Source organism: Roseovarius sp. YIN77 (assembly GCF_057219155.1).
This window is the reverse complement of sequence record NZ_JBXVVI010000012.1, coordinates 13,347-36,670: the sequence shown is the minus strand read 5'-3', so window position 1 is coordinate 36,670 and position 23,324 is coordinate 13,347. Positions and strand designations below refer to the sequence as shown.

Below are 23,324 nucleotides of genomic sequence, written 5' to 3'. Positions count from 1 at the left end.
AGTGAGCAACACATGACCAAAAACGATATTTATCTCGAAATGCGCAAGCGTATCTGCCTTCTTGATTATCAACCTGGAACGCGTCTGAACGAACGAGAGTTGGCAACGGAATTTGGCATCAGCCGCACACCGATGCGGGATGTGCTGCAAAAGCTTGAACATAACGGCCTGATCTCCAGCCAGCACGGGCATGGCACCATCGTTACTTTGATCGATCTGAAATCCATGCGCGATATCTATATCGTGCGCATGCGGCTCATGGATGCGATGGGCGAATCCACTCCGGCCTCCTGGAGCCCGGCCATACTGGACGAAATGCGCGACCTGGAAGTGCGCTGCGATGCAATGCTGCACAAACACGACAAGCGCGAATTCGCTCGGGTGCTTCTGCGTCTGCATAAAATCCTGCATGGATTGACCACTAACGCGGTGCTGGAGGACATCAATGACACTTTGTTCTATCAGTCCGCGCGCTTTTGGGTCCTGTTGCTTGATCGCATCGAAATGCGTGTCCATGTCGAGGATTTGAAGGATGAGCTCCGAATGTTGCACCGCAGTCTGGAGATAGGCGATGTGAAGCTGACGGCCTCGATTCACAAAATCTATCTCGGGGTTGTCGTGTCGCGTCTTGATGCCATCCAAGAGGAAGGTGGTGTCCTTTTTGAGGCAGAGTGATCGGTCATAGGTTTCGCCGAAATTGGAAATAGGTATACCTACATCCCCAATAATGCACATTATCGCGGGAATTTAGGCCTTTTTTGTTGCAGTGGTATACAAATTAAGTTAGATTCATTCAATCATTAAACATCGGGTCGGTCGCAGCGTCTGCCCATCCAAGATAGCGAAAGAAACGCCATGACCGATACAGCCGGAAACTCTTTGCTGTTCATTTCCATGTTGGGCGAAAATGAGCTTTTCAACCCGGATCATTTTGGAAGCTTATGTTCATCCGGCCAGGAAAAAGACTGGATCGTGGACTGGTTTGGGCCAGTGGCGCAGGAAACGGGTTTTTCACTATCCGGCGTCGACATTTGTCGCGGTGACGCACTGCCTGCAGTGGATGATGTCGATTGTGTGATCTTGGGGGGAACGATGCATGTGGTCACCGAGGACCGTCCTTGGCTGCACGCGCTGTATGTTTGGCTACGCCAGTACCGCAATGCGGGGAAACCGTTGCTCGGCATTTGTGGCGGGCATCAACTGGTGTCGACACAGTTCGAGAGCGGTAAACTCGATGGCCGCACCGGTGGGACGCTTGCCGGGACATACGAGATTGAGCTGACAGAGCTTGGGCGTCGGCACCCGCTGTTCGATGGCCTTTCGAAAAATCCACGCTTCAATTTTGCCAATTACCTGCATGTCGTACCCTCAGAGGTGCAGAAGTCAAAGGTACTGGCAAGCATCGCTGAAAGCAGCGCCATCTGCATCGACCATGGCGGCCACTGGTATACAACACAGTTCCATCCGGAATCCCGCCGATCAGTCTGGTCCTGCATGTATGAACAAACCGAGCCAGAGCATGTCGGGAACTACTCGGACAATCAGGATGGCGCCGGTTTGATCCGAAACTTCATGAAGATTGCCGCGAAAGAGTTAAAAAAACAGCGTCCAGACACGTTGAGCCAATAGGGCCAAAACGGAATCTTAACTCGAAACCAACCAAAGCTTCACCTGGGGTGCCAACGGCTTGAAACCGCATCGCTACCTGCCAGAAGCTGGTTTCATATAACAAAAAAACTTGGGGAGAGAACTTGCATGCGCATTGGCTTCATCGGAACCGGACGCATTACTGAGGCTTGTGTTAGGGGCCTCGTTGGACAAGGTCATCAAATTCTGGTTACCGAGCGTAACCGTCAAATTGCCAATAAGCTTGCCAGCAACTACACCGATGTCTGCATTTCCTCGGTGCAAGGCGTTGTCGATGGTTCAGATACTGTTTGTCTGGCGTTGATGGATGATGTTGCCAGCGAAGTTCTGAGAGAGATTACTTTTCGCGAAAATCAAAGCGTGATCTCATTCATGCTCGGGGTGAATCTCGGTCAACTTCGCATTCTCTGCGCACCCGTAACCGACATCTGCATCACTATTCCTTTACCGATGATCGCGACTGGAGGTTGTCCGCTTCCTGTATATCCCGCCAGTCCAGCGCTGGACGCTTTGTTTGGACGCAGCAACCTGTTGATTGAGGTGGCCAATGAAGCCGCTTTAACTCCGCATTTCGGAGCAACTGCTATGCTTTCAACAATATTGTCACAGCTCGCTGTGGCGGCCGAATGGTTAGGTGAGCACACTGGGTCAAACAATGGTGCCGAAACCTATTTGCTCAGTCTGATGGCGGGCACCTTTTCGAGCCTGCCAAAAGACGGAAATGACCGGATCGACGAAGCGCTTGGCTCCCTCGCGACAGAGGGTGGACTGAATGCGCAGCTTAGAACGCATATGCAGGACGCTGGTGCAGAGCGCTCATTGGATGAAGGACTTCATGCTCTAAGCCGCCGGTTAAAACTATAGTTCTCGTGGATACAGTGACGCTGATGCCAAGAGCGGCGGCATAGCCAATGCACCACAAGCCCGGTGACAGCATCATCTAAAGAAGTAGCACCTGCCAACCTTCAACAACGAATACGGCCAGCTGGCCTAGCAATGTGCGGCAGAGAACAGGGAATTTTAGGGCATGCTGCGTGGTCTATTGCTGTTTGCAGAATGGGTCCAAAGCCTATGAGCGATGACCGCTTCGGTGATTTAGGTTGCGCCGCCGCAACACCCCCGCTTTTTGTGTGAACGAATGCTGCATCAGCAATGGCTTCGATTGCACAAGTCCGGCTTATCCCGCGTCTGGACTGTCGGACCCGGCTGCGGCGAAAGTACGGTTTCCGTCTGGGTGAAATCTGAGCCAGCGAACGACCGCTCTGGCGACTTGGATACAACGCAGCGAAAGGTACGCCGCACTTGCGAACAGATGCTGCGTTAACGATAGCCGCAAAAGCAAACGGCCGGTCTGTCCTGTGGTTTCAACTGATCGCCGCAACACAGGCATCAAATTTCTCTGCTGGCGTTTGGTATTGCAAGGTTTTTCGCGGCCTCTCGTTGAGCTGGCGCGCTATGGCGCTGAGTTTGGCTTGACTAAAGCCCGATATATCAGTGCCTTTTGGGAAGTACTGTCTGAGAAGCCGGTTGGTATTTTCATTGCTGCCGCGTTGCCAAGGTGACTGCGGATCGCAAAAGAAGACGTCGATCTTTGTGGCCATCGTGAACTTCGCGTGTCCTGCCATTTCAGATCCGCGGTCCCAAGTCAGTGACCGATATAATTCTTTGGGCAACTTGCGGGCCTGCTTGATCAGGGCCGTGACAACACTTTGAGTGTCCTTGTTCTCGACTTTGGCCAGCATCACAAACCGGGAATGGCGCTCCACCAGTGTGGCGATGTAGCTGTTGTTCGAGCCAACGATGAGATCACCTTCCCAGTGCCCTGGGACGGCGCGATCTTCAACCTCAGGAGGGCGTTCACTGATCGGGATCGCATCTTTGATCTTGCGCAGCTTCAACCCTTTCTGTGTCGCGTATCGGGATCGTCGAATGGCACGTGGGCTGCGCAAACACTCCTGCAATTCCTTTTTCAAGACCCCGCGGGTCTGTACATAAAGGCTGCGGTAGATCGTTTCGTGGCTCACGCGGTACTGCTCCTCGTTTGGGTGCTTGCGTTTGAGCCAACCAGCGATCTGCTGCGGTGACCATTTCCGACGCAACTTGCGTGCGATCAGTTGGCACAATGGGTGGTTGAACGAGAGCTTACATGATTTGGGCCGCGTTGCGCAGTCCCAGGCCCGCTGATCCGAGCGCGCCGCGCGATAGGCCTGACGCCCACCATTCCTGCGAACCTCTCGGCTGATCGTCGAAGGCGACCGGTTCAGGCTTTTAGCGATAAATCGCAGGGACTGATTTGCGACCAAGCCGCGGGATATCTCCTCTCGTTCCAATAAGCTCAAAGCAAATCGGGATCTCTTTCGGATTGGTGGGCGGATCCCGCCGAACTGTGCCAAATGCGGGAAGATCGAAGACGATGCACGATTGAAGTGCCGTCCAATCGAACTCATCGACTCTCCGCGCTGCCATCGATCCCACATCTCCGATTTCTGTTTGTCCGTGTAAAACGTCCGCGTACGATACTTCATCTCTCACACTCCATCTTTCCAAAAAGATTAAAGTGTTGCAGCGACCCGTTGAAACCGCCCCGCGTTACGGACGTTAGGCGTTTGGATGGCGAAAGTCGGCTTTATGGAATTTGCGTTAATCGCCGGCACGAATAATGAGGATGAGATTAGTAGGGTATTAGTAGGGGAGTTTCGTCAAAGTAGTTCGTACTCTGACCGAAGCAATAATTAGCGACACTGAAATATTTGTTTTATTATTAATGATCTATCTAAGTTGGTACAAAGCGATCAAAGCCCTTCAAATGGTAGTCGCCTATAATTTGTAATCAGTAGGTCCGCGGTTCGAGTCCGTGTGGGGGCACCACTAAAGACTTGTCCTTTGTCCCGGCATTGGTGTCTGAATTTCCAGAGCTGATCAGTGACTACCCTATCGCTTTCCTGGATCGCGGGGAAAAAGTTTGCGTCGTTGCCCTATTGGGGCTGAAAGAAAACGAAAACCTGTTTGTATCTGCGGATGGCAGTTGGGGTGCGAGTTATACGCCCGCAATGTTGAGGCAGTATCCTTTCGTCGCAATGATGGGCGATCCCGACAACAAGAAGCCGGGTCTGCTGTGCATTGCAGAGGATCATCCGGGTGTGAATACATCGAATAAGGGTGTCGCACTATTCAATGTGGATGGTGAGTTGAGTGAGTTTGCATCCCGCGTGCAAGGATTGGTGATAAAGATCACCAGTGACGGCCTGAAAAGCGAAGCAATGTGCAAGAGATTGAAAGAGCTTGATTTATTATCTCCGATTCATGCCGTAATGAAAAATGAGGCGGGGGAGGAGCGCCGCATTTCGGGAATTCAGGCGGTGAACCGTAAAGCGCTGAATGATTTGCCCGCCGAAACATTGAAAGAGATGCAGCAATCCGGGATGCTGGAGTTAATCCATCTCCATCTGCTGAGCCTAAAAAACTTGCGCTCATTGGCGGCACGGATAAGCGGGCAATCGAAGACGCAGACTCATTAGAACCAGGTAAGAAACAGATTTTGCAAAAATTAATTGCCTGATCGACCCCGAAATTGGTTACACTCGGGGAATATTAGGTTTTGAGGGGTATTTGGCATGGCGCAACCCACGTTGTTCGCACAGATTATGCGGGCAGGGCGCAAGCAATTTGCGGGCCTATTTGTACTCAGTTTTCTGTCCAATATCCTGCTGCTGGCATCATCGGTCTATATGTTGCAGGTGTTTGACCGGGTTTTGTCTAGTGGATCTTTTGACACATTGATCTGGCTGTCGGTCATCGCCGTGTTGGCGATTGTTGCATATGGGTTTCTGGAGTTTTCCCGTCGAAAGATTTTAACACGCACCGGGGCGTGGATTGCGGCGGAGCTTTCGCCTGAGGTGATCCGCCGCTCGATCGCGGCGCGCCTGACCAGCGGGCGTAGCCCGGCGGGATTGGGCGATGTGCGGGATGTTCGGAACTTTGTGGGTGGCGATGCAATTATTGCGTTCTTTGATGCGCCCTGGTCACCGGTTTTCATCGCAATCATCTGGCTCATGCACCCGATTTTGGGGGTCGTGGCTGTTTTTGGCGCGATTACGCTCTTTGCGATTGGGGTTCTGAACGATGCCGTCACACGGCGGACGCAGGCCGAGGCCGCATCGAAAATGCGTCAGGTTCAAAACGATGCCGAAGCTTATGTCGCCGGCGCCGAAGTGTTGGAGGGGATGGGCATGATCGGCGCTGCCACCAAACGCTGGAGCGACAGACATGACACGGCCGAGCAGGACGGTGCAGGCGCGGCAGAGATATCATCCATCCTCTTCAATCTCTCTCGCTCTATCCGACTGGGGCTTCAGATCTGCATTCTGGGCACGGGTGCCGCACTTGTCTTGCAAGCAGAGCTAACAGCGGGGGGCATGATTGCGGCGTCAATTATCCTGGCCCGCGCCCTGTCGCCGGTGGAACGCGCGATTTCAGCTTGGAAAGGGTTCGGGTCCTACCGGCTGGCGAAAAGCCGTCTGATACAGCTCTTCAGGGTCACCAGTGATCCGGTGGAGCGTGTCTCCCTGCCCAAGCCAGAGGGCAAGCTGACCGTCAAAGATGTTCAATATGTCTCTCCTGAAACCCGGTCCCCGTTGATCAAATCGGTGTCCTTCCAGCTTCAGCCCGGTGAAATCTGCGGTGTTCTTGGCCCATCGGGGAGCGGGAAATCCAGCCTGTGTCGCCTGTTGGTTGGGGCCTGGACGCCCAATTTTGGCGAGATCCGTCTGGACGGTGCCGAGCTGAAAGAATGGGATGGAGAGGAGCGGGGCCAGTATATAGGATACCTTCCGCAGCATACGGAACTTTTCTCCGGCACGGTTGCCGAAAACATCGCCCGGCTTGGGCAGGTGGATGACGCAGAGGTCTTAAAGGCCGCGCAAAAGGCAGGCGCCCACGAAATGATCCTGTCGCTGGCCGAAGGGTACGAAACCCAGCTTGGTCAGTATCGTGATCAGCTGTCCGGTGGGCAGAAGCAGCGGATAGGCCTGGCACGTGCCCTTTACAAAGATCCCAGCCTGCTGGTTCTGGATGAACCCAATTCCAACCTTGATGGGAACGGCGAGATCGCATTGCAACAGGCCCTGAAAATGATGAAAGAGGCCAAGCAAACCGTGCTGATCGTGACCCATGTGCCGCATCTGCTTCGACAAGTGGATAAGGTGATGGTCATTCAGGATGGGGCCATGAAAAAATTCGGTAGCCGGGATGAGATCATGCGCGAAATGATGACCAAGACTCGCAAAGTCTCCAGCACAGTGTCAGCAGCGGAGTGATCAATATGTCCGTTTCTGATACATTTTCATCTTTCGTTGACTGGATCCAAGGATCGCGAAATTCGATCGTGGATGAAATCGTCAGCTACACGTCGGTGAATGCTGACGTTGCCCAGAATGTCGCGTTTGCGACAGTCGCCTTGATCGGTGCTCTGGTGTTTCTTCTTATTCTGAAAGTTCTGTTCAGACCGTCGCCAAAACAATCTCCGCGTACGGCCTTGTCCAGCCAAACCCGCAGTGCCCGTTGGCTGGGCGCTGGGGTCGCCATCCTGTTCTTTGGCGTGCTTGGGGGTTGGGCCTGGTACGCGCCGCTCGCCAGTGCTGCCGTCGCGCCGGGTGTGGTCAGCCCGGACGGGTCGCGCAAAACCGTTCAGCATCTGGAGGGCGGAATTATCCACGGCATCCATGTTCGAGAGGGGCAGCATGTTGAGGCCGGCACCACGCTGATCACCTTGGAAAACGTGCGTGCTCTGGCCCGGCTGGATGAGCTGCGCGAGCGGATGATATTCCTGCTGGCGACGGAGAGCAGACTTGCGGCGGAAATGGGTGATCTTGATCAGATCAGTTTTCACTTCCCCGATGATTTGCGCGAAGAGGCCGCTGAGCGGGTGGAAGTTGCACGATTGGGTCAACAACAACTCTTTGATAACAGAAGAGAAACGCAGGAGGCACGCAAGCGTATTTTGGCGAAACGCATTGATCAGTTGAATGAGGAAATCACGGGTCTGTACGAGGTCATTGACGCACAAAATCAGCAACTTGGGTTGATTGGTCAAGAGCTTGAGGCCTCCAAAGAACTATTTGACCAAGGCCTGCAACGCCTGTCACCCTACCTGGCCCTGCAACGGCAAGAGGCTAACCTGAAAGCCGAACGCGCGACCAACCGTGCCGCCATTGCCCGGTTGGGTCAGCAAATCGGAGAAACAGAACTTCAGCTCACCGCGATCGGCCAGCAGACCAAAGAACAGGTCAGCGAAGAGCTGAGCCAGGTGCGTACCGAGCTTGCAACCATTCGGTCCCAATTGCCCGAGCGCGCGGATGCATTGCTGAGGACAATCGTGAAGGCTCCCATTACCGGGCAGGTCCTGAATATTCAGGTCACCACTGAGGAAGGTGGGATTCTAAGGCCGGGTGGCGAAATTCTGGACATCGTCCCTGATGAAGCCGCACTCATCATCGACGCACGTGTCCGGCCAAATGACATCGATACAGTCTTCCCCGGAATGACGGCCCAGATTATTTTGACGGCTTATGCTCAGCGAAACCTGCCCAGAATGTACGGAACACTGCAAAGCGTATCCGCCGACCGTTTCGTTGATGAACGCACAGGGGAACCCTATTTCCTGGCCAAGGTGTTCGTAGATGCAGGTGAGGCCGAAACCCTGGATGATGACGTTGAACTGATTGTCGGTATGCCAGCAGACGTGATGATCTTGACAGGCGAGAGGACGTTCTTTGATTTCCTGATGAAGCCCTTTGCCGATTCAATCCGGGGAAGCTTCAAGGAAGAGTAATCTGATTGTTTCAGTTGAGTGTGAAAGCTCACCCTCTTTTTTGTTTTGCGTAAGTGATGAAATGATTGTTGGATTAAGGTGCCGCTGAAAAACAAAGGGCAGCGCAGATCATGATCTGGCTGCCCGCTTTTTCTTGCAGATGGCTTTTTTACAGGTTTTCCGGCTGCGGCATGCCCAGCACGTGATAACCGCCGTCGACGGCGATGATCTCTCCTGATGTGCAGGCCCCGAAATCGGAGGCCAGATAAACAGCGGTACCGCCGATGGCTTCTAGCGTGGCGTTAGCCCGCATGGGGGAATTGGCCTCTGTCTGGCGGAAGGTCTTGCGCGCCCCGCCAATGGCAGCGCCGGCCAATGTTTTCATCGGACCGGGGGAGATGGCGTTCACCCGGATGCCTTGTGGGCCCAGATCGTTGGCCAGATAGCGCACAGAACTTTCCAGCGCCGCCTTGGCCACGCCCATCACATTGTAGAACGGCGTCACGCGGTTGGAGCCCTGATAAGTCATCGTCAACAGCGTACCGCCATTGGGCATCAACTCGGAAGCCCGGCGCGCCACATCGATGAACGAAAAGCAGGAAATCGACAGCGAATTTTTGAAATTGTCCCGTGTCGTATTGATGAACCGACCGGTCAGTTCGTTTTTGTCGGAATAAGCAATGGCATGAACGGCAAAATCAATACTGCCCCAAGCATCGCCCAGTTTGGCAAAGGCCGCATCCATCTGTTCGTCATTGGTAACATCGACATCGATCAGCAGATCTGATCCGACGCTTGCCGCCAGTGGTTCGACGCGCTTGCCGAACGCCTCCCCCTGATAGGTGAAGGCAAGCTCGGCCCCCTCATCCGCCAGTGCCTTGGCAATGCCCCAGGCAATAGACCGTTCATTGGCGACGCCCATAATCAGGCCGCGCTTTCCCTTCATCAACTCAGGCATTTAAAATCTCATCCGTGATATTTGCTCATGGCGATGGTGCCATTGGTGCCGCCGAAACCGAAACTGTTGGACATCACTGTGTCCAGACCGGCATTTTCGACGAATTCGGTCGCGATCTCTTCCGGATTGATACCGGGATCGAGATTTTCGACATTGGCAGATGGCGCGATAAAATCATCCCGCAGCATGATCAAGCTGTAGATCGCCTCGTGCACGCCCGCACCGCCCAGGCAGTGACCGGTGACCGATTTGGTCGAGGTGATTGGCGGTACGTTGCCTTCGCCAAAGACACGGCGGGCGGCCTGAACCTCTGTCACATCGCCCGCAGGTGTCGAGGTGCCATGGGCATTGATGTAATTCACCTTGCGGTCGCCCAGAGTAGAGAGGGCCAGTTTCATAGAGCGTTCCGCGCCTTCGCCAGAGGGCGCCACCATGTCATGCCCGTCAGATGTGGCACCGTATCCGGTGACTTCGGCATAAATCTTGGCACCGCGGGCCAGTGCATGATCCAGCTCTTCCAAAACCACGACGCCGCCGCCACCAGAGATGACAAAACCGTCGCGATCGGCGTCAAAGGCGCGCGACGCTTTGGTTGGGGTGTCGTTGTATTTAGAGCTCATCGCGCCCATCGCATCAAAGAGGCAGGACAGGGTCCAGTCCAGCTCCTCGCCGCCGCCGGCAAAGATGATGTCCTGCTTGCCCATTTGGATCTGTTCAACCCCATTGCCGATGCAATGCAACGATGTGGTGCAGGCCGAGGTGATCGAATAGTTCACGCCCTTGATCTTGAACGGCGTTGCCAGACAGGCAGAGTTGGTCGAGGACATGCAGCGTGTCACCATGAAGGGGCCCATGCGTTTGGGCGCGCCTTTTTCCTTCACAATGTTATGTGCCATGAAGAAGTTGGATGTAGACGGTCCGCCAGACCCCATGATCAGGCCGGTGCGTTCGTTGGAAACGTCGTTGTCTTCCAGCCCACTGTCAGCAATCGCCTGTTCCATGGCGATATAGTTGTAAGCCGCGCCTGGTCCCATGAACCGCATCTGACGTTTGTCGATATGTTCGGTCACGTCGATTTGCGGCATCCCGTGGATCTGGCTGCGAAATCCGTTCTCCGCATATTCGGGGGCGGCAACAATACCGGATCTTCCGGTTTTCAGCGCCTCGGTGACTTCGTCGACATTGTTCCCGATAGAGGAAACGATGCCCATTCCGGTGATAACTACACGGCGCATCGGCGCACTCCTTTATCTAATGGTTGCTCAGCTTTCAGACAGGGCAACTTTCATATCTTTGACCAGATAGATGGTTTCGCCATCCGCTTCGACACGGCCATCTGCCACGCCCATGGTCAGGCGGCGGGTTTGAATGGCCTTTGTGAAATCCACGTAATAGGTCAGCATTTTGCGATCCGGGCGAACCATGCCAGTCAGCTTGACCTCACCGACACCCAGCGCATAGCCGCGCCCCTGCCAGCCGCGCCAGCCCAGGTTAAACCCGGTCAGCTGCCACAGCCCGTCCAGACCCAGACAGCCGGGCATGATCGGGTTGCCGGGGAAATGGCAATCAAAGAACCACAAATCAGGGGTGATATCGAACTCTGCCACCACATGGCCCTTGCCATGCTCGCCGCGATCTCCGCTAATATCGGTGATCCGATCCATCATCAGCATCGGCGGGGCAGGGAGTTGCGCATTTCCGGGGCCGAACAGCTCTCCGCGTGCGCATTTCAAAAGCCCTTCTTTGTCGAAGCTGGATGGATAATCAGCCATATAGGCGTCCCCTTGTCTTGTTTGTTGTTTGTTTCCCATCTAGCACCGCGCGGGCGGCGGAAGCAAGGGCGGCAAGAGTGTGTTTCTATGCTTTGTCAGGGCGTTTTCGTTTGAATTTATACCGCCATCGCGGCATATAGTTGAGTGAACCGTTGGTTTCGATGGCTATGGATGTAACATTGATGGACAATCTCGCACTTCGCAGAGGGACAGAATGGCTGGCAGGCGCCGGTTTGCGACCGACCCGGCAGCGTTTGTCTTTGGCCGCGCTTTTGGTGGGTGATGGCAAGGATCGCCATGTAACCGCAGAAAGCCTGTTTGCCGCATCCAGTGTGACCGGAGAGAAGGTTTCGCTTGCGACGGTCTACAATACGCTGCGGGCATTTTGCGATGCCGGTCTGATGCGCGAAGTGACCGTGGACGGCGCACGCAGCTATTTTGACACCAACATTTCGGACCACCCGCACTTCTTTTGGGAAGACAGCGCAGAACTGACCGACGCCCCGGCCGAAGATATGGTCATCTCGCAATTGCCGGAGGCACCGGAAGGGGCCGAAGTGGCCAAAGTCGATGTTGTGATCCGACTTCGTCGCACATAGGCGCTGCGGCCTCTTGAAACCCCGGCGCAATCGGCGTATCTGCTGCCTGATCCGAATATAGGTGCATCATGGCAATCACAAACCCAGCGCAATTCATCCAACAGGTCCGGGCCGAAGTGTCCAAGGTCGTCTGGCCGACCCGTCGCGAGGTTTTGCTGACCACCGTCATGGTGTTCATCATGACGATCGTGGTTGCGACGTTCTTTTCCATCGTTGATCTGATTATCCGCAGCGGATTGCAGGGATTGTTCAGCTTCTTTGGGTAGGAATACCTGTGTCGAATTTGGGGCACGGCCTTGAATTCATGAGAGTTCAGGAGTAGAGCGGGCGGCACGATTGAGGGCAAGCGTGCATCGATTCGAGATGCACGCTGTTTTTGTTCGGATAGTGATGGGTTAACCATCTGAAAGTTTTGAAATATCGGGCGATGCCCGTGGATGTAAGGTAAGGCACGAACTATGGCGAAGCGCTGGTATTCTGTAAGCGTCCTCTCGAATTTCGAGAAAAAGATCGCGGAACAGATCAAACATGCTGTGGCCGAGGCTGGTCTGGAAGACCAGATCGAAGAGGTTCTGGTGCCGACCGAAGAAGTAATCGAAGTGCGCCGCGGCAAGAAAGTCACCGCAGAGCGCCGTTTCATGCCCGGTTATGTTCTGGTGCGCATGGAAATGTCAGATCAGGGCTATCACCTGATCAACTCGATCAACCGCGTTACCGGCTTTTTGGGCCCGCAAGGCCGCCCGATGCCGATGCGCGATGCCGAGGTGAATCAGATTCTCAACCGGGTTGAGGAAGGCCAGGATGCTCCGCGGACCCTGATCCACTTTGAAGTGGGCGAAAAAGTTTCGGTCAGCGATGGTCCGTTCGAAGGGTTCGACGGCATGGTCGAGGACGTGGATGACGACAACCAGCGCCTAAAGGTAACGGTGTCGATCTTTGGCCGGGCCACCCCGGTCGAACTGGAATACACGCAGGTCACCAAACAAGGCTGAGCGTGTTCATACGTGGGAGGCAACGGGCCGCGGCCCCGACCCTGACCACGGCAACCATAGGCCAGGGAACGCGTTCCTGAGCCGTTGTAAGAAGGAGAGGCCAGATGGCCAAAAAAGTAGCTGGCAAGATGAAGCTGCAGGTTCCTGCAGGCAAAGCCAACCCATCCCCGCCCGTCGGTCCGGCCCTGGGCCAGCGCGGCATCAACATCATGGAATTCTGCAAGGCGTTCAACGCCAAGACACAGGATATGGAGCCCGGCGCACCGTGCCCGACCGTGATCACCTATTACGTCGACAAATCTTTCACCATGGATATCAAGACGCCGCCTGCGTCTTATTACCTGAAGAAAGCCGCTGGCATTAAGCCCAAGGGCCCGAAAAACCGCATCAGCGGTTCGGCAACCCCCGGCCGTGAAACTGTCGCAACCGTAAGCGTCAAGCAGGTTCGCGAAATCGCCGAGGCGAAAATGAAAGATCTGAACGCAACCAGTGTCGAAGGTGCGATGAAAATCGTCATGGGCTCTGCGCGTTCCATGGGCATCGAGGTGAAGTAAGATGGCTAAAGTTGGAAAACGTACCCGCGCCGCCCGTGAAGCATTTGCTGGCAAAGCTGATGTGACCGTCGAAGAGGCCGTCGCACTGGTCAAAGGCAATGCAACTGCCAAGTTTGACGAAACCGTCGAGATTGCAATGAACCTGGGTGTTGACCCGCGTCACGCTGACCAGATGGTTCGTGGCAAGGTTTCGCTGCCAAACGGCACCGGTAAAACTGTTCGCGTGGCTGTTTTTGCCCGCGGCCCGAAAGCCGAAGAAGCAACAGCCGCTGGCGCCGATATCGTCGGTGCAGAGGACCTGATGGAAACCATTCAGGGCGGCAAGATCGAATTTGATCGCTGCATTGCTACTCCGGATATGATGCCAATCGTTGGCCGTCTGGGTAAGATCCTGGGCCCGCGCAACCTGATGCCGAACCCGAAAATCGGCACCGTGACCATGGATGTCAAAGACGCGATTGAGGCTGCAAAAGGCGGCGAAGTTCAGTTCAAGGCCGAAAAGGCCGGTGTGGTTCACGCCGGTGTTGGCAAAGCCTCTTTTGGCGAAGAGCAACTGATCGAAAACGTTCGCGCCTTCATCTCTGCTGTTGCCAAGGCGAAACCGTCGGGGGCCAAAGGCGCCTATCTGAAAAAGATCGCGCTGAGCTCCTCCATGGGCCCAGGCGTTTCGATCGACGTGGCCAGCGCCAGCGCCGAGTAATCAGCGACGACAATGAATTTGAAAGGGCGGGATTTTTCCCGCCCTTTTTCATGCCGGGTGACCAGCGTTGCCCCATTCCATCCAGGCAACGTCTTCTGGCGATAACAGCGTGCTGATTGCCTGTGCATAGTGATCCATATCGGCCTCACTTAGTTTGCCGTCCCATTTGTTGCTGGTCGCGTTGTGAAAGAAATCTTTTGGCGCGATGACGGTGATGTTGGGATCGTCAGGAGTTTTGGATATTGCGTTGGACTGCATGGCGTCAAACCGGGCGCCCTTGATGATCTGTGCCATCAAACTGTCAGGATGCGCGTAGCCCAAAATCTTGGCCACCCGGGCAATTTCCCCCTCCAGATCGCGTGTCATATCGGCGTAGTGAAACAAGTGCACGTTGGGCAGATGTGCCCATTTCTTGTACGACAGATAGTGATCGACCAAGCCGAAAAGCGTCATATCATCAACGCCGCGCGCGGGATCGGCATCGTTGCAAAACATCATGAACGCCTCTCGAACATCGTCGGGAAAGCGATCCTGCAGCAGATCAATGCGTATTTTCTGGGCCATGCGGCGCATCGAAAAATGCGCATCCACCGGGTGGCGGTAGACGGCGATATAGGTGCAGTTGGGGTCATAGGTGATGCCATCCAACGCGACATGGGATTTGATGCATCGGCGGTGGATCTGGCTGTCCAGCGCCGCAATGATATCGCGGCGTTCGCGAAACGCGCAATCCAGCCAGCGGGATATTGAATCCACTTCCGTATCCATCCCCGGCCTGCCAAAAATCATCATCAGACAGATGGCCTGCATCCACGTGGTCCCGCATTTGGGTGGGGTAGAGACGATGATATCGCCATTGCGCAGGGTGAATTCTGGCCAGGCCCGGCTGTCGGTAAGCGGACCATGATAAGTCTTGGCCCAAGACACAGGTAAATCAGTCATTTCACATCCCTGATTTTGGATCACGCTAGCACAACTTCACCGCATCTATAGGGATAAATTGGTGATTAACCTTCGCCTGCGATGCTTTCGGGGAATCAAGAGCGGAGGAAAAGTTATGCGACGGTTTCATTCAAAATTGGCAGCGGTGGCATTTGTCTGTGCAGGGGCTGTGCAGGCCGGGGAATTACCTGCCCCGGACGGGCAGGTGGTCCTGACCGTATCGGGTGCAATTGAGAATATGAACGGCGATGGGGTGGCGGCATTTGACCGCGATATGCTGCAAGCACTCGATTGGCGGGAAATTGAAACCCACACGTCCTTTACCCAGGGTCCACAAAACTTCGCCGGCCCGACGCTGGCCTCTCTTTTAACCGCAGTCGGGGCAGAGGGGGAGGCCATGAACGCCACGGCCATCAATGACTATTTTGTCGAAATCCCCACGGATCATGCCGAGGCGCATGATGTTCTATTGGCGCTCGACATGAATGGTCAAACCATGCGGATCAGGGATAAGGGGCCCGTCTGGGTGGTGTATCCGCTGTCGCAAGAGGCCGCACAACAAAAGCCGTTTGATACGGAAATGATCTGGCAGCTGAACCGTATCGAAGTGCTGGAGTAATCCATTCATGCGATTTCGCCTGTCCGCACGGTTCCTAAGAACATTTCTGGCTCTGATCCTTTCTGGCGTGCTGATGTACAATCTGCTGCTGCTAAAGGTAGAGGCAGATAAGAACGAACGTGAACTTGCGTTCAACCTGACCGCCGTATCGTGGAAGATCAGCGAAACGATTTTCGAGGCCAAGCGCCTGGAGGTCACATTAAATGACTACATCAGCGATCTGGGTTCGCGCGAAGATGTGGTTTTAAAAACCGAATTGCTGTGGAGCCGCTTGGGCGTGTTAAGGGGCGAAGACCTCCCCTTGCATCCGGATATCATCGCGTCGCTGGAAAACCTGAACCAGACGTTGATACGCTGGGAACATGATGTCTATGACGCGCCAGAGCTGTCCTTGCAGGTGGCGAACAATTACGCGAAAGAATTGGCGCTTCGGGCCTCACAAATTCGCTCCCTCTGGATATCCGGTTTTCTGTCGGATCGCGATGCGATGCTGGCGGCGGGTCAGATCGGGGGCAATCAAAGCCATGAGTGGTTGGCGGATGTCCTGGTTCTGGGGTTGATCCTGTACATGGTTGCCGAACTATTCTGGGCCGGACGCGCGCAACAAAGAGAGGTCCGTCTGCGTAAGGCGGCAACAGCGGCCAATGAGGCCAAAAGCGCCTTTCTGGCCAATGTCAGTCATGAAATCCGTACCCCTCTGAACGGGGTGTTGGGCATGGCGCAGGAATTGCGGGAAAGCCCGCTATCAAACGATCAACAGGAACTGGTTCAGGTGATTATCGGGGCGGGTGAACTGTTGGTATCGACCATCGACGATGTGTTGGACATCTCAAAGATCGAGGCGGGCCGGCTGGAAATGGAGCATGTGCCGCTGAACCTTGAACAAAGCCTGAGTCATAATCTGGGCCTTCACACCCGGCGCGCGAAAGAGAAGGGATTGACCCTGTCGCTTGACATGGGACCAGATGTTCCGCGTTTTGTCGCTGGTGATCCGATGCGGTTGGGGCAGGTTTTGAACAATCTTGTGTCCAACGCGCTGAAATTTACACAATCAGGATCGGTAGAGGTTTCCATCACGTCGACGGACAGCGAAATGCCGGGTTACATCGCAATTCACATCGCGGTGCGTGATACGGGCATCGGCATAGAGCCGGGCGCGATTGAACGTATTTTTGATCCCTTCACCCAGGCCGATGCCGGGACAGCGCGTCAGGCTGGTGGCACCGGTTTGGGGCTGACCATCTGCCGCAGAATTTGCCGCCAGATGGGGGGCGATTTGACGGTCGAAAGCGTTGTGGGCGAGGGCAGTACATTTGTCGCCACGCTCCTTCTCCAAACTCTCAGTGCGGAAGAAACGGTGGCGCTGCAACAGGCTGCGGCATCAAAAGAAGGCGCGTCAACAGCATTGTCAGCGGTGCAGCCGAAAGGGCAGGGTAGCCAAAACCAGCCCGACACACCGCGTGCCCATCCGTCAAACCCAGAGCAACCAGAGGCCACGACGCAGACGTCGCAAACCGGGGCGGAGGCGGGTTCTCCGACCTTGTTGCTGGTCGATGACAGCCGCACAAACCGGATGGTCATCCAACGGTTTCTGAAAGATCGCGCGCGGCTGATTGTCGAGGCTGAAAATGGCAGCGAAGCGGTCGAGGCGGCGTTGTCACAAAAGTTTGATCTGATCTTGATGGATATTCAGATGCCCGGAATGGACGGGGTGGAGGCAACGCGCCGTATCCGCGCCTATGAACGTGAACAGAATGTGCCCGCGACCCCGATCATCGCCGTGACGGCAAATGTGATGGTTCATCAGGTTCAAGAATACCATGATAACGGAATGAACAAGGTGATTGCAAAACCGGTGAAGAAAGCAGAAATTCTAAGGCTGCTGGACGAATTCAGGTCACAACAGGCGGCGTGACGGGGCAGTTGTTAGACACCACAACCCCGCATATCCAGACCACGAGAGCATTGGATGCCGCGAATTCGGGCGTCTGCTGATTGCACGAAAATACCCCAACCACAGACATCTCTAGCACTGATCTGGCCTGCCTTGTGGCGGCAAAACCCTCTATGATCGGGTGAGGGGTGTCCAAGATCAAAAAATTACCTGCGGATTACCCCTTGGCAAATCCGATCAGGCAGATTATCTGTGCCCCCTGATTCACGCGGTATCACCGATGTGAGTCTTCTGTCCGAGACGAAGGGGGGCTTTGGCCTTAATAACCTTTCTGAGATGGGAGATGCAAGAATAACCCTGTTTGTTCAGACAGAGGGCGTTTTGGCTGTATCCCTGAAAATAGGACTGTGATCCTCCGCAATTTATTGCGGGGTAAATTGAGCCGGGGAGCGATCCCCAAACTTGGAGTGAAACTGTGGATAGAGCACAAAAAGAGAAAGTGGTCGAGGAACTCGGCCAGATCTTTGAAAGCTCTGGCGTCGTTGTGGTATCCCACTACGAAGGTCTGACAGTTGCTGAGATGCAGGACCTGCGCGCACGCATGCGTGATGCGGGCGGGGCCGTTCGTGTTGCCAAGAACAGGCTCGCCAAAATCGCCCTGGATGGACGCCCTTGCGAAAGCATTGCTGAGTTCCTGACAGGTATGACTGTACTCGCCTATTCCGAAGACCCGGTGGCAGCTGCCAAAGTGGTCGAGGACTTCGCCAAGGACAACAAGAAATTGCAAGTCCTGGGCGGTGCAATGGGCGATACGGCACTGGACCGTGCCGGTGTCGAAGCTGTGTCGAAAATGCCGTCCCGCGAGGAGCTTATCGCTTCTATCGTTGGCTGCATCGGCGCGCCTGCTTCGAACATCGCGGGGGCCATTGGCGCACCTGCTTCAAACATCGCGGGCATCCTGTCCACCATCGAGGACAAGGCCGCGGCCTAAGCAATCTGAAGACCGACGTTTGGAAAAAACAACGCGTTGGAACACATCTGAAAGAACGGAAACAGTAAAATGGCTGATCTGAAAAAACTGGCTGAAGAGATCGTGGGTCTGACCCTTCTCGAAGCACAAGAACTGAAAACCATCCTGAAAGACGAGTATGGCATCGAGCCTGCTGCAGGTGGAGCTGTAATGGTTGCTGGTCCTGCTGGCGATGCCGGCGGTGCAGCTGCTGAAGAGCAAACCGAATTTGACGTTATCCTGAAGTCTGCTGGCGACAAGAAAATCAACGTCATCAAAGAAGTCCGCGCCATCACTGGCCTGGGCCTGAAAGAAGCCAAAGATCTGGTTGAAGCCGGTGGCAAGGCTGTCAAAGAAGGCGTCGACAAAGCTGAAGCTGAAGAGCTGAAGTCGAAGCTGGAAGCAGCTGGCGCAGAAGTCGAGCTGAAGTAATCCAGACCGGGCTTCGGCCCGGATGCGATTTCTATTTGGCTGGATTCGGATTTTTCCGGGTCCAGCCGAACCCGTCTTAGAAAGGCCCTACTCGGCTGGGGCTTTTCTAAGGTGCGGTTCAAAGGATCGGGCGCAGACCGGTGGGACGGTTTGCAGGAATTGATCCGAACACACCCTTTCGCAAGCGGCGCGGCGCTGATGCCCCGACAGTTGCCCGTGCCCGCGAAGATAAGAAGGTGACCACGCGCATGGCACAGACCTACCTTGGCCAGAAACGGCTGCGGAAATATTACGGCAAAATTCGTGAAGTTCTTGAGATGCCGAACCTCATCGAGGTTCAGAAATCCTCTTATGACCTGTTCCTGCGGTCGGGCGATCTGGCCCAGCCTGCAGATGGCGAAGGCATTAAGGGCGTTTTCCAATCGGTTTTCCCGATCAAGGATTTCAATGAAACTGCGGTTCTGGAATTCGTTGATTACGAACTCGAAGCCCCGAAATACGATGTTGAGGAGTGTCAGCAACGCGACATGACCTACGCAGCCCCGCTGAAGGTCACATTGCGTCTGATCGTTTTTGATATCGACGAAGATACCGGCGCTCGGTCTGTCAAAGACATCAAGGAACAAGACGTGTTCATGGGCGACATGCCCCTGATGACGCCAAACGGCACCTTCGTGGTGAACGGGACCGAACGTGTGATCGTTTCCCAGATGCACCGTTCACCTGGTGTGTTCTTTGATCACGACAAGGGTAAAACCCACGCCTCTGGCAAACTGCTGTTTGCCTGCCGCATCATCCCATACCGCGGCAGCTGGCTGGATTTCGAATTTGACGCCAAGGACATCGTCTTTGCCCGTATCGACCGTCGCCGCAAACTGCCGGTGACGACCCTGCTTTATGCATTGGGCATGGATCAGGAAGGCATCATGGATGCCTATTACGACACGGTAAACTTCAAGCTGAAGAAAAAGGCCAACGGCTGGGCGACCAAATTCTTCCCGGAGCGCGTCCGGGGAACACGCCCGACGTTTGATCTGGTTGATGCCAAAACTGGCGAAGTGATTGGCGAAGCTGGCAAGAAAGTGACCCCGCGCGCGGTCAAGAAACTGATCGACGAGGGCAAGGTTACCGAACTTCTGGTGCCGTTCGATCAGATTGTTGGCCGTTTTGTCGCCAAGGACATCATCAACGAAGAAACCGGCGCGATCTATGTCGAAGCTGGCGATGAACTGACCCTGGAATTTGACAAAGAGGGCAATGTCACCGGCGGGTCTTTGCAGGATCTTCTGGATGCTGGCTTCACCGATATTCCGGTTCTGGATATCGACGGTGTGAATGTCGGCCCTTACATCCGCAACACCATGGCCGCAGATAAGAACATGAACCGCACCGGGGCGCTCATGGATATCTACCGCGTCATGCGCCCGGGTGAGCCACCCACCGAGGAGGCCGCATCGGCCCTCTTCGACACGCTCTTCTTTGACGGTGAGCGTTATGATCTGTCCGCTGTTGGCCGGGTTAAAATGAACATGCGTCTGGCGCTGGATGCCGAAGACACGGTTCGCACCCTGCGTCGCGAAGACATCGTTGCCTGTATCAAGGCACTGGTCGAGCTGCGCGATGGCAAGGGCGACATCGACGATATTGACCACCTGGGCAACCGTCGTGTGCGTTCCGTTGGCGAACTGATGGAAAATCAGTACCGCGTTGGCCTGTTGCGTATGGAACGCGCGATCAAAGAGCGTATGTCGTCTGTCGAGATCGACACTGTCATGCCGCAGGACCTGATCAACGCCAAACCAGCTGCGGCTGCGGTGCGCGAATTCTTTGGCTCCTCGCAGCTCAGCCAGTTCATGGACCAAACCAACCCGCTGTCGGAAGTCACTCACAAACGCCGCCTGTCGGCGCTTGGGCCGGGTGGTCTGACCCGCGAGCGTGCTGGCTTTGAGGTCCGCGACGTACACCCGACCCACTATGGTCGGATGTGCCCGATTGAAACGCCGGAAGGGCCGAACATCGGTCTGATCAACTCGCTGGCCACTTTTGCCCGCGTCAACAAATACGGCTTCATCGAAACCCCGTATCGCAAGGTTGTCGACTGTCACGTCACCGACGAAGTGCAGTACATGTCCGCGACCGAGGAAATGCGTCACACCGTGGCCCAGGCCAACGCGACGCTGGACGAGGATGGCAACTTCATCAACGATCTGGTCTCTACACGTCAGTCCGGCGAATACATGCTGGCCCCGCGTGAACATGTTGATCTGATCGACGTCAGCCCGAAACAGCTGGTATCGGTTGCTGCCTCGTTGATCCCGTTTTTGGAAAATGACGACGCCAACCGCGCCCTGATGGGGTCGAACATGCAACGTCAGGCCGTGCCGCTGCTGCAAGCAGAGGCACCGCTGGTCGGAACCGGGATCGAGGAAGTCGTGGCCCGCGATTCAGGTGCTGCGATCCTTGCAAAACGCGCAGGCGTCATTGACCAGGTCGACGGCACACGGATCGTTATCCGTGCGACCGAAGATCTGGAACTGGGCGACGCAGGTGTTGACATCTACCGGATGCGCAAATTCCAGCGTTCGAACCAGAACTCCTGCATCAACCAGCGTCCGCTGGTGAAGGTTGGACAAACGGTTCAAAAAGGCGAAGTTATTGCCGACGGTCCATCCACTGATATGGGTGAACTGGCGCTGGGCAAAAACGTGGTCGTCGCGTTTATGCCCTGGAATGGCTACAACTACGAAGACTCGATCCTGATTTCAGAGCGGATCGTGCGCGATGACGTCTTTACCTCGGTCCATATCGAGGAATTTGAAGTCGCTGCTCGTGACACGAAACTGGGGCCAGAAGAGATCACCCGCGATATCCCGAATGTCGGCGAAGAAGCGCTGCGCAACCTTGATGAGGCTGGCATCGTTTACATCGGCGCCGACGTTCAGCCGGGCGATATTCTTGTTGGCAAGATCACCCCCAAAGGCGAAAGCCCAATGACACCAGAAGAAAAACTTCTGCGTGCCATCTTTGGTGAGAAAGCCTCTGACGTGCGCGATACATCGCTGCGTGTGAAACCGGGTGATTTCGGAACCGTTGTCGAGGTCCGCGTCTTTAACCGCCACGGTGTGGAAAAAGACGAACGTGCCCTGCAGATCGAGCGTGAAGAGGTCGAAAGCCTGTCGCGTGACCGTGATGACGAGCTCGCAATTCTGGATCGCAACATCTACGCCCGTCTGAAAGATCTGATCCTTGGCAAGGTTGCTGTCAAAGGCCCGAAAGGTGTGAAGCCGAACGCGGAGATTACCGAGGATTTGCTGGATAGCCTGAGCCGTGGCCAATGGTGGCAGCTGGCGCTGAAAGATGAATCTGACGCGCAAATCGCCGAGGCTCTGAACGAACAGTACGAGGCGCAGAAACGTGCTCTCGACGCCCGTTTCGAGGACAAGGTCGAAAAAGTCCGCCGCGGCGACGATCTGCCCCCGGGTGTGATGAAGATGGTCAAAGTCTTCATCGCCGTGAAGCGCAAGCTTCAGCCGGGTGATAAGATGGCTGGTCGTCACGGCAACAAAGGTGTGGTTTCCAAGGTTGTCCCGATGGAAGACATGCCGTTCCTGGCCGATGGCACCCCCGTCGATATCGTTCTGAACCCACTGGGCGTGCCCAGCCGGATGAACGTTGGTCAGATCCTTGAAACCCACATGGGTTGGGCCGCACGCGGTCTGGGTCTGCAAATCGACGATGCGCTGGGTGAATACCGCCGCTCTGGCGACCTGACCCCGGTTCGCGACGCGATGAAAATCGCCTATGGCGAGGATGTCTATGATGAAGGCATCTCTGTCATGGACGAAACCGATCTGGTCGAGGCCGCCGGCAACGTTACCCGTGGTGTGCCGATCGCAACGCCGGTCTTTGACGGCGCGAAAGAGGCTGATGTCAACAACGCGCTGGAACGTGCAGGCTTTGACACTTCGGGTCAGTCGGTTCTGTTTGACGGTCGGACCGGTGAACAGTTCAGCCGTCCGGTGACTGTAGGCATCAAGTATCTCTTGAAACTGCACCACCTGGTTGACGACAAGATCCACGCGCGTTCCACCGGGCCCTACAGCCTTGTTACGCAGCAGCCGTTGGGTGGTAAGGCCCAGTTCGGTGGCCAGCGTTTCGGGGAGATGGAAGTCTGGGCGCTGGAAGCTTATGGCGCGGCCTATACGCTGCAGGAAATGCTCACCGTCAAGTCGGACGACGTGGCAGGCCGCACAAAGGTCTACGAGTCGATCGTCAAGGGCGAGGACAATTTCGAGGCTGGCGTGCCAGAGTCGTTCAACGTGCTCGTGAAAGAAGTTCGGGGCCTCGGCCTCAACATGGAACTCCTGGACGCAGAGGAAGAGGAATAAGGCGGGACCC

The 23,324-nt window shown here is 55.2% G+C and carries 21 protein-coding genes; 16 read left to right on the top strand and 5 right to left on the bottom strand.

Annotated features, from left to right (window positions below):
- Positions 1–12 precede the first annotated feature (12 nt).
- The 3 genes from AC2D8P_RS11215 (at position 13) to AC2D8P_RS11205 (ending at position 2,511) form a co-directional block, all read left to right on the top strand.
- Positions 13–675: a GntR family transcriptional regulator gene (locus AC2D8P_RS11215; RefSeq protein WP_484702780.1), complete on the top strand. Its 663-nt coding sequence runs from the start codon at positions 13–15 to the stop codon at positions 673–675.
- Between the two features lie 180 nt (positions 676–855).
- Complete coding sequence (locus AC2D8P_RS11210; RefSeq protein WP_484702779.1) at positions 856–1,629, top strand: type 1 glutamine amidotransferase; 774 nt, start codon at positions 856–858, stop codon at positions 1,627–1,629.
- 126 nt (positions 1,630–1,755) lie between these two features.
- The gene (locus AC2D8P_RS11205) at positions 1,756–2,511 is read left to right on the top strand and encodes an NAD(P)-binding domain-containing protein (RefSeq protein ID WP_484702777.1); all 756 of its coding nucleotides are present in this window, start codon (positions 1,756–1,758) and stop codon (positions 2,509–2,511) included.
- Between the two features lie 500 nt (positions 2,512–3,011).
- On the opposite strand, the gene AC2D8P_RS11200 is transcribed toward AC2D8P_RS11205, so the two are convergent.
- On the bottom strand, positions 3,012–4,172 hold the full coding sequence (locus AC2D8P_RS11200) for an IS30 family transposase (RefSeq protein ID WP_484702776.1): 1,161 nt from the start codon (positions 4,170–4,172) through the stop codon (positions 3,012–3,014).
- A gap of 351 nt (positions 4,173–4,523) precedes the next feature.
- On the opposite strand from AC2D8P_RS11200, the gene AC2D8P_RS11195 reads away from it, so the two are divergent.
- The 3 genes from AC2D8P_RS11195 to AC2D8P_RS11185 all read left to right on the top strand — a co-directional run bounded on the left by AC2D8P_RS11195 (position 4,524) and on the right by AC2D8P_RS11185 (position 8,476).
- Entirely contained in the window at positions 4,524–5,165 is a 642-nt protein-coding gene (locus AC2D8P_RS11195) for a SapC family protein (RefSeq protein WP_484702774.1), read from the top strand.
- A gap of 96 nt (positions 5,166–5,261) precedes the next feature.
- The gene (locus AC2D8P_RS11190) at positions 5,262–6,962 is read left to right on the top strand and encodes a type I secretion system permease/ATPase (RefSeq protein WP_484702773.1); all 1,701 of its coding nucleotides are present in this window, start codon (positions 5,262–5,264) and stop codon (positions 6,960–6,962) included.
- Between the two features lie 5 nt (positions 6,963–6,967).
- On the top strand, positions 6,968–8,476 hold the full coding sequence (locus tag AC2D8P_RS11185) for an HlyD family type I secretion periplasmic adaptor subunit (RefSeq protein WP_484702771.1): 1,509 nt from the start codon (positions 6,968–6,970) through the stop codon (positions 8,474–8,476).
- A 148-nt stretch (positions 8,477–8,624) separates the two neighbouring features.
- Here the strand turns inward: AC2D8P_RS11185 and AC2D8P_RS11180 are convergent, their stop codons facing one another.
- From AC2D8P_RS11180 to fabA, 3 genes are read right to left on the bottom strand one after another with little or no spacing between them, the layout of a single operon-like run.
- Positions 8,625–9,413: an enoyl-ACP reductase FabI gene (locus AC2D8P_RS11180; RefSeq protein ID WP_484702770.1), complete on the bottom strand. Its 789-nt coding sequence runs from the start codon at positions 9,411–9,413 to the stop codon at positions 8,625–8,627.
- A gap of 8 nt (positions 9,414–9,421) precedes the next feature.
- The gene (gene fabB / locus AC2D8P_RS11175; protein WP_484702768.1) at positions 9,422–10,648 is read right to left on the bottom strand and encodes a beta-ketoacyl-ACP synthase I; all 1,227 of its coding nucleotides are present in this window, start codon (positions 10,646–10,648) and stop codon (positions 9,422–9,424) included.
- Between the two features lie 27 nt (positions 10,649–10,675).
- The gene (gene fabA, locus AC2D8P_RS11170; protein WP_484702767.1) at positions 10,676–11,185 is read right to left on the bottom strand and encodes a bifunctional 3-hydroxydecanoyl-ACP dehydratase/trans-2-decenoyl-ACP isomerase; all 510 of its coding nucleotides are present in this window, start codon (positions 11,183–11,185) and stop codon (positions 10,676–10,678) included.
- A gap of 182 nt (positions 11,186–11,367) precedes the next feature.
- Between fabA and irrA the strand changes: the two genes are divergently transcribed.
- The 5 genes from irrA to rplA all read left to right on the top strand — a co-directional run bounded on the left by irrA (position 11,368) and on the right by rplA (position 14,030).
- Positions 11,368–11,784 (top strand): iron response transcriptional regulator IrrA, encoded by a 417-nt coding sequence (irrA, locus tag AC2D8P_RS11165; RefSeq protein ID WP_484702765.1) that lies wholly within the window; start codon positions 11,368–11,370, stop codon positions 11,782–11,784.
- A gap of 68 nt (positions 11,785–11,852) precedes the next feature.
- The gene (gene secE, locus AC2D8P_RS11160) at positions 11,853–12,050 is read left to right on the top strand and encodes a preprotein translocase subunit SecE (RefSeq protein WP_484702764.1); all 198 of its coding nucleotides are present in this window, start codon (positions 11,853–11,855) and stop codon (positions 12,048–12,050) included.
- 192 nt (positions 12,051–12,242) lie between these two features.
- The gene (gene nusG / locus AC2D8P_RS11155; protein WP_484702762.1) at positions 12,243–12,776 is read left to right on the top strand and encodes a transcription termination/antitermination protein NusG; all 534 of its coding nucleotides are present in this window, start codon (positions 12,243–12,245) and stop codon (positions 12,774–12,776) included.
- Between the two features lie 104 nt (positions 12,777–12,880).
- Positions 12,881–13,330: a 50S ribosomal protein L11 gene (gene rplK, locus AC2D8P_RS11150; RefSeq protein WP_484702761.1), complete on the top strand. Its 450-nt coding sequence runs from the start codon at positions 12,881–12,883 to the stop codon at positions 13,328–13,330.
- A gap of 1 nt (position 13,331) precedes the next feature.
- Positions 13,332–14,030 carry a 50S ribosomal protein L1 gene (gene rplA / locus AC2D8P_RS11145; protein ID WP_484702759.1) on the top strand — a complete coding sequence of 233 codons (699 nt, stop codon included), beginning with the start codon at positions 13,332–13,334 and terminating at the stop codon, positions 14,028–14,030.
- Positions 14,031–14,078: 48 nt separating this feature from the next.
- Here rplA and AC2D8P_RS11140 read toward each other — a convergent pair whose 3' ends face one another.
- A complete protein-coding gene (locus AC2D8P_RS11140; protein WP_484702757.1) occupies positions 14,079–14,972 on the bottom strand; it encodes a sulfotransferase domain-containing protein in 894 nt (297 codons plus the stop codon).
- Positions 14,973–15,087: 115 nt separating this feature from the next.
- Here AC2D8P_RS11140 and AC2D8P_RS11135 point away from each other — a divergent pair, with 115 nt between their 5' ends.
- The 5 genes from AC2D8P_RS11135 to rpoB all read left to right on the top strand — a co-directional run bounded on the left by AC2D8P_RS11135 (position 15,088) and on the right by rpoB (position 23,314).
- Positions 15,088–15,591, top strand: a complete 504-nt coding sequence (locus AC2D8P_RS11135; RefSeq protein ID WP_484702756.1) for a putative pterin-binding protein — start codon at positions 15,088–15,090, stop codon at positions 15,589–15,591.
- A 7-nt stretch (positions 15,592–15,598) separates the two neighbouring features.
- Positions 15,599–17,506, top strand: a complete 1,908-nt coding sequence (locus AC2D8P_RS11130) for an ATP-binding protein (RefSeq protein WP_484702754.1) — start codon at positions 15,599–15,601, stop codon at positions 17,504–17,506.
- A gap of 454 nt (positions 17,507–17,960) precedes the next feature.
- Positions 17,961–18,476, top strand: a complete 516-nt coding sequence (gene rplJ / locus AC2D8P_RS11125; protein ID WP_484702752.1) for a 50S ribosomal protein L10 — start codon at positions 17,961–17,963, stop codon at positions 18,474–18,476.
- A gap of 69 nt (positions 18,477–18,545) precedes the next feature.
- Entirely contained in the window at positions 18,546–18,926 is a 381-nt protein-coding gene (gene rplL / locus AC2D8P_RS11120) for a 50S ribosomal protein L7/L12 (RefSeq protein ID WP_484702751.1), read from the top strand.
- A gap of 248 nt (positions 18,927–19,174) precedes the next feature.
- Positions 19,175–23,314 carry a DNA-directed RNA polymerase subunit beta gene (gene rpoB, locus AC2D8P_RS11115; RefSeq protein ID WP_484702853.1) on the top strand — a complete coding sequence of 1,380 codons (4,140 nt, stop codon included), beginning with the start codon at positions 19,175–19,177 and terminating at the stop codon, positions 23,312–23,314.
- The last annotated feature ends 10 nt before the right edge of the window (positions 23,315–23,324 follow it).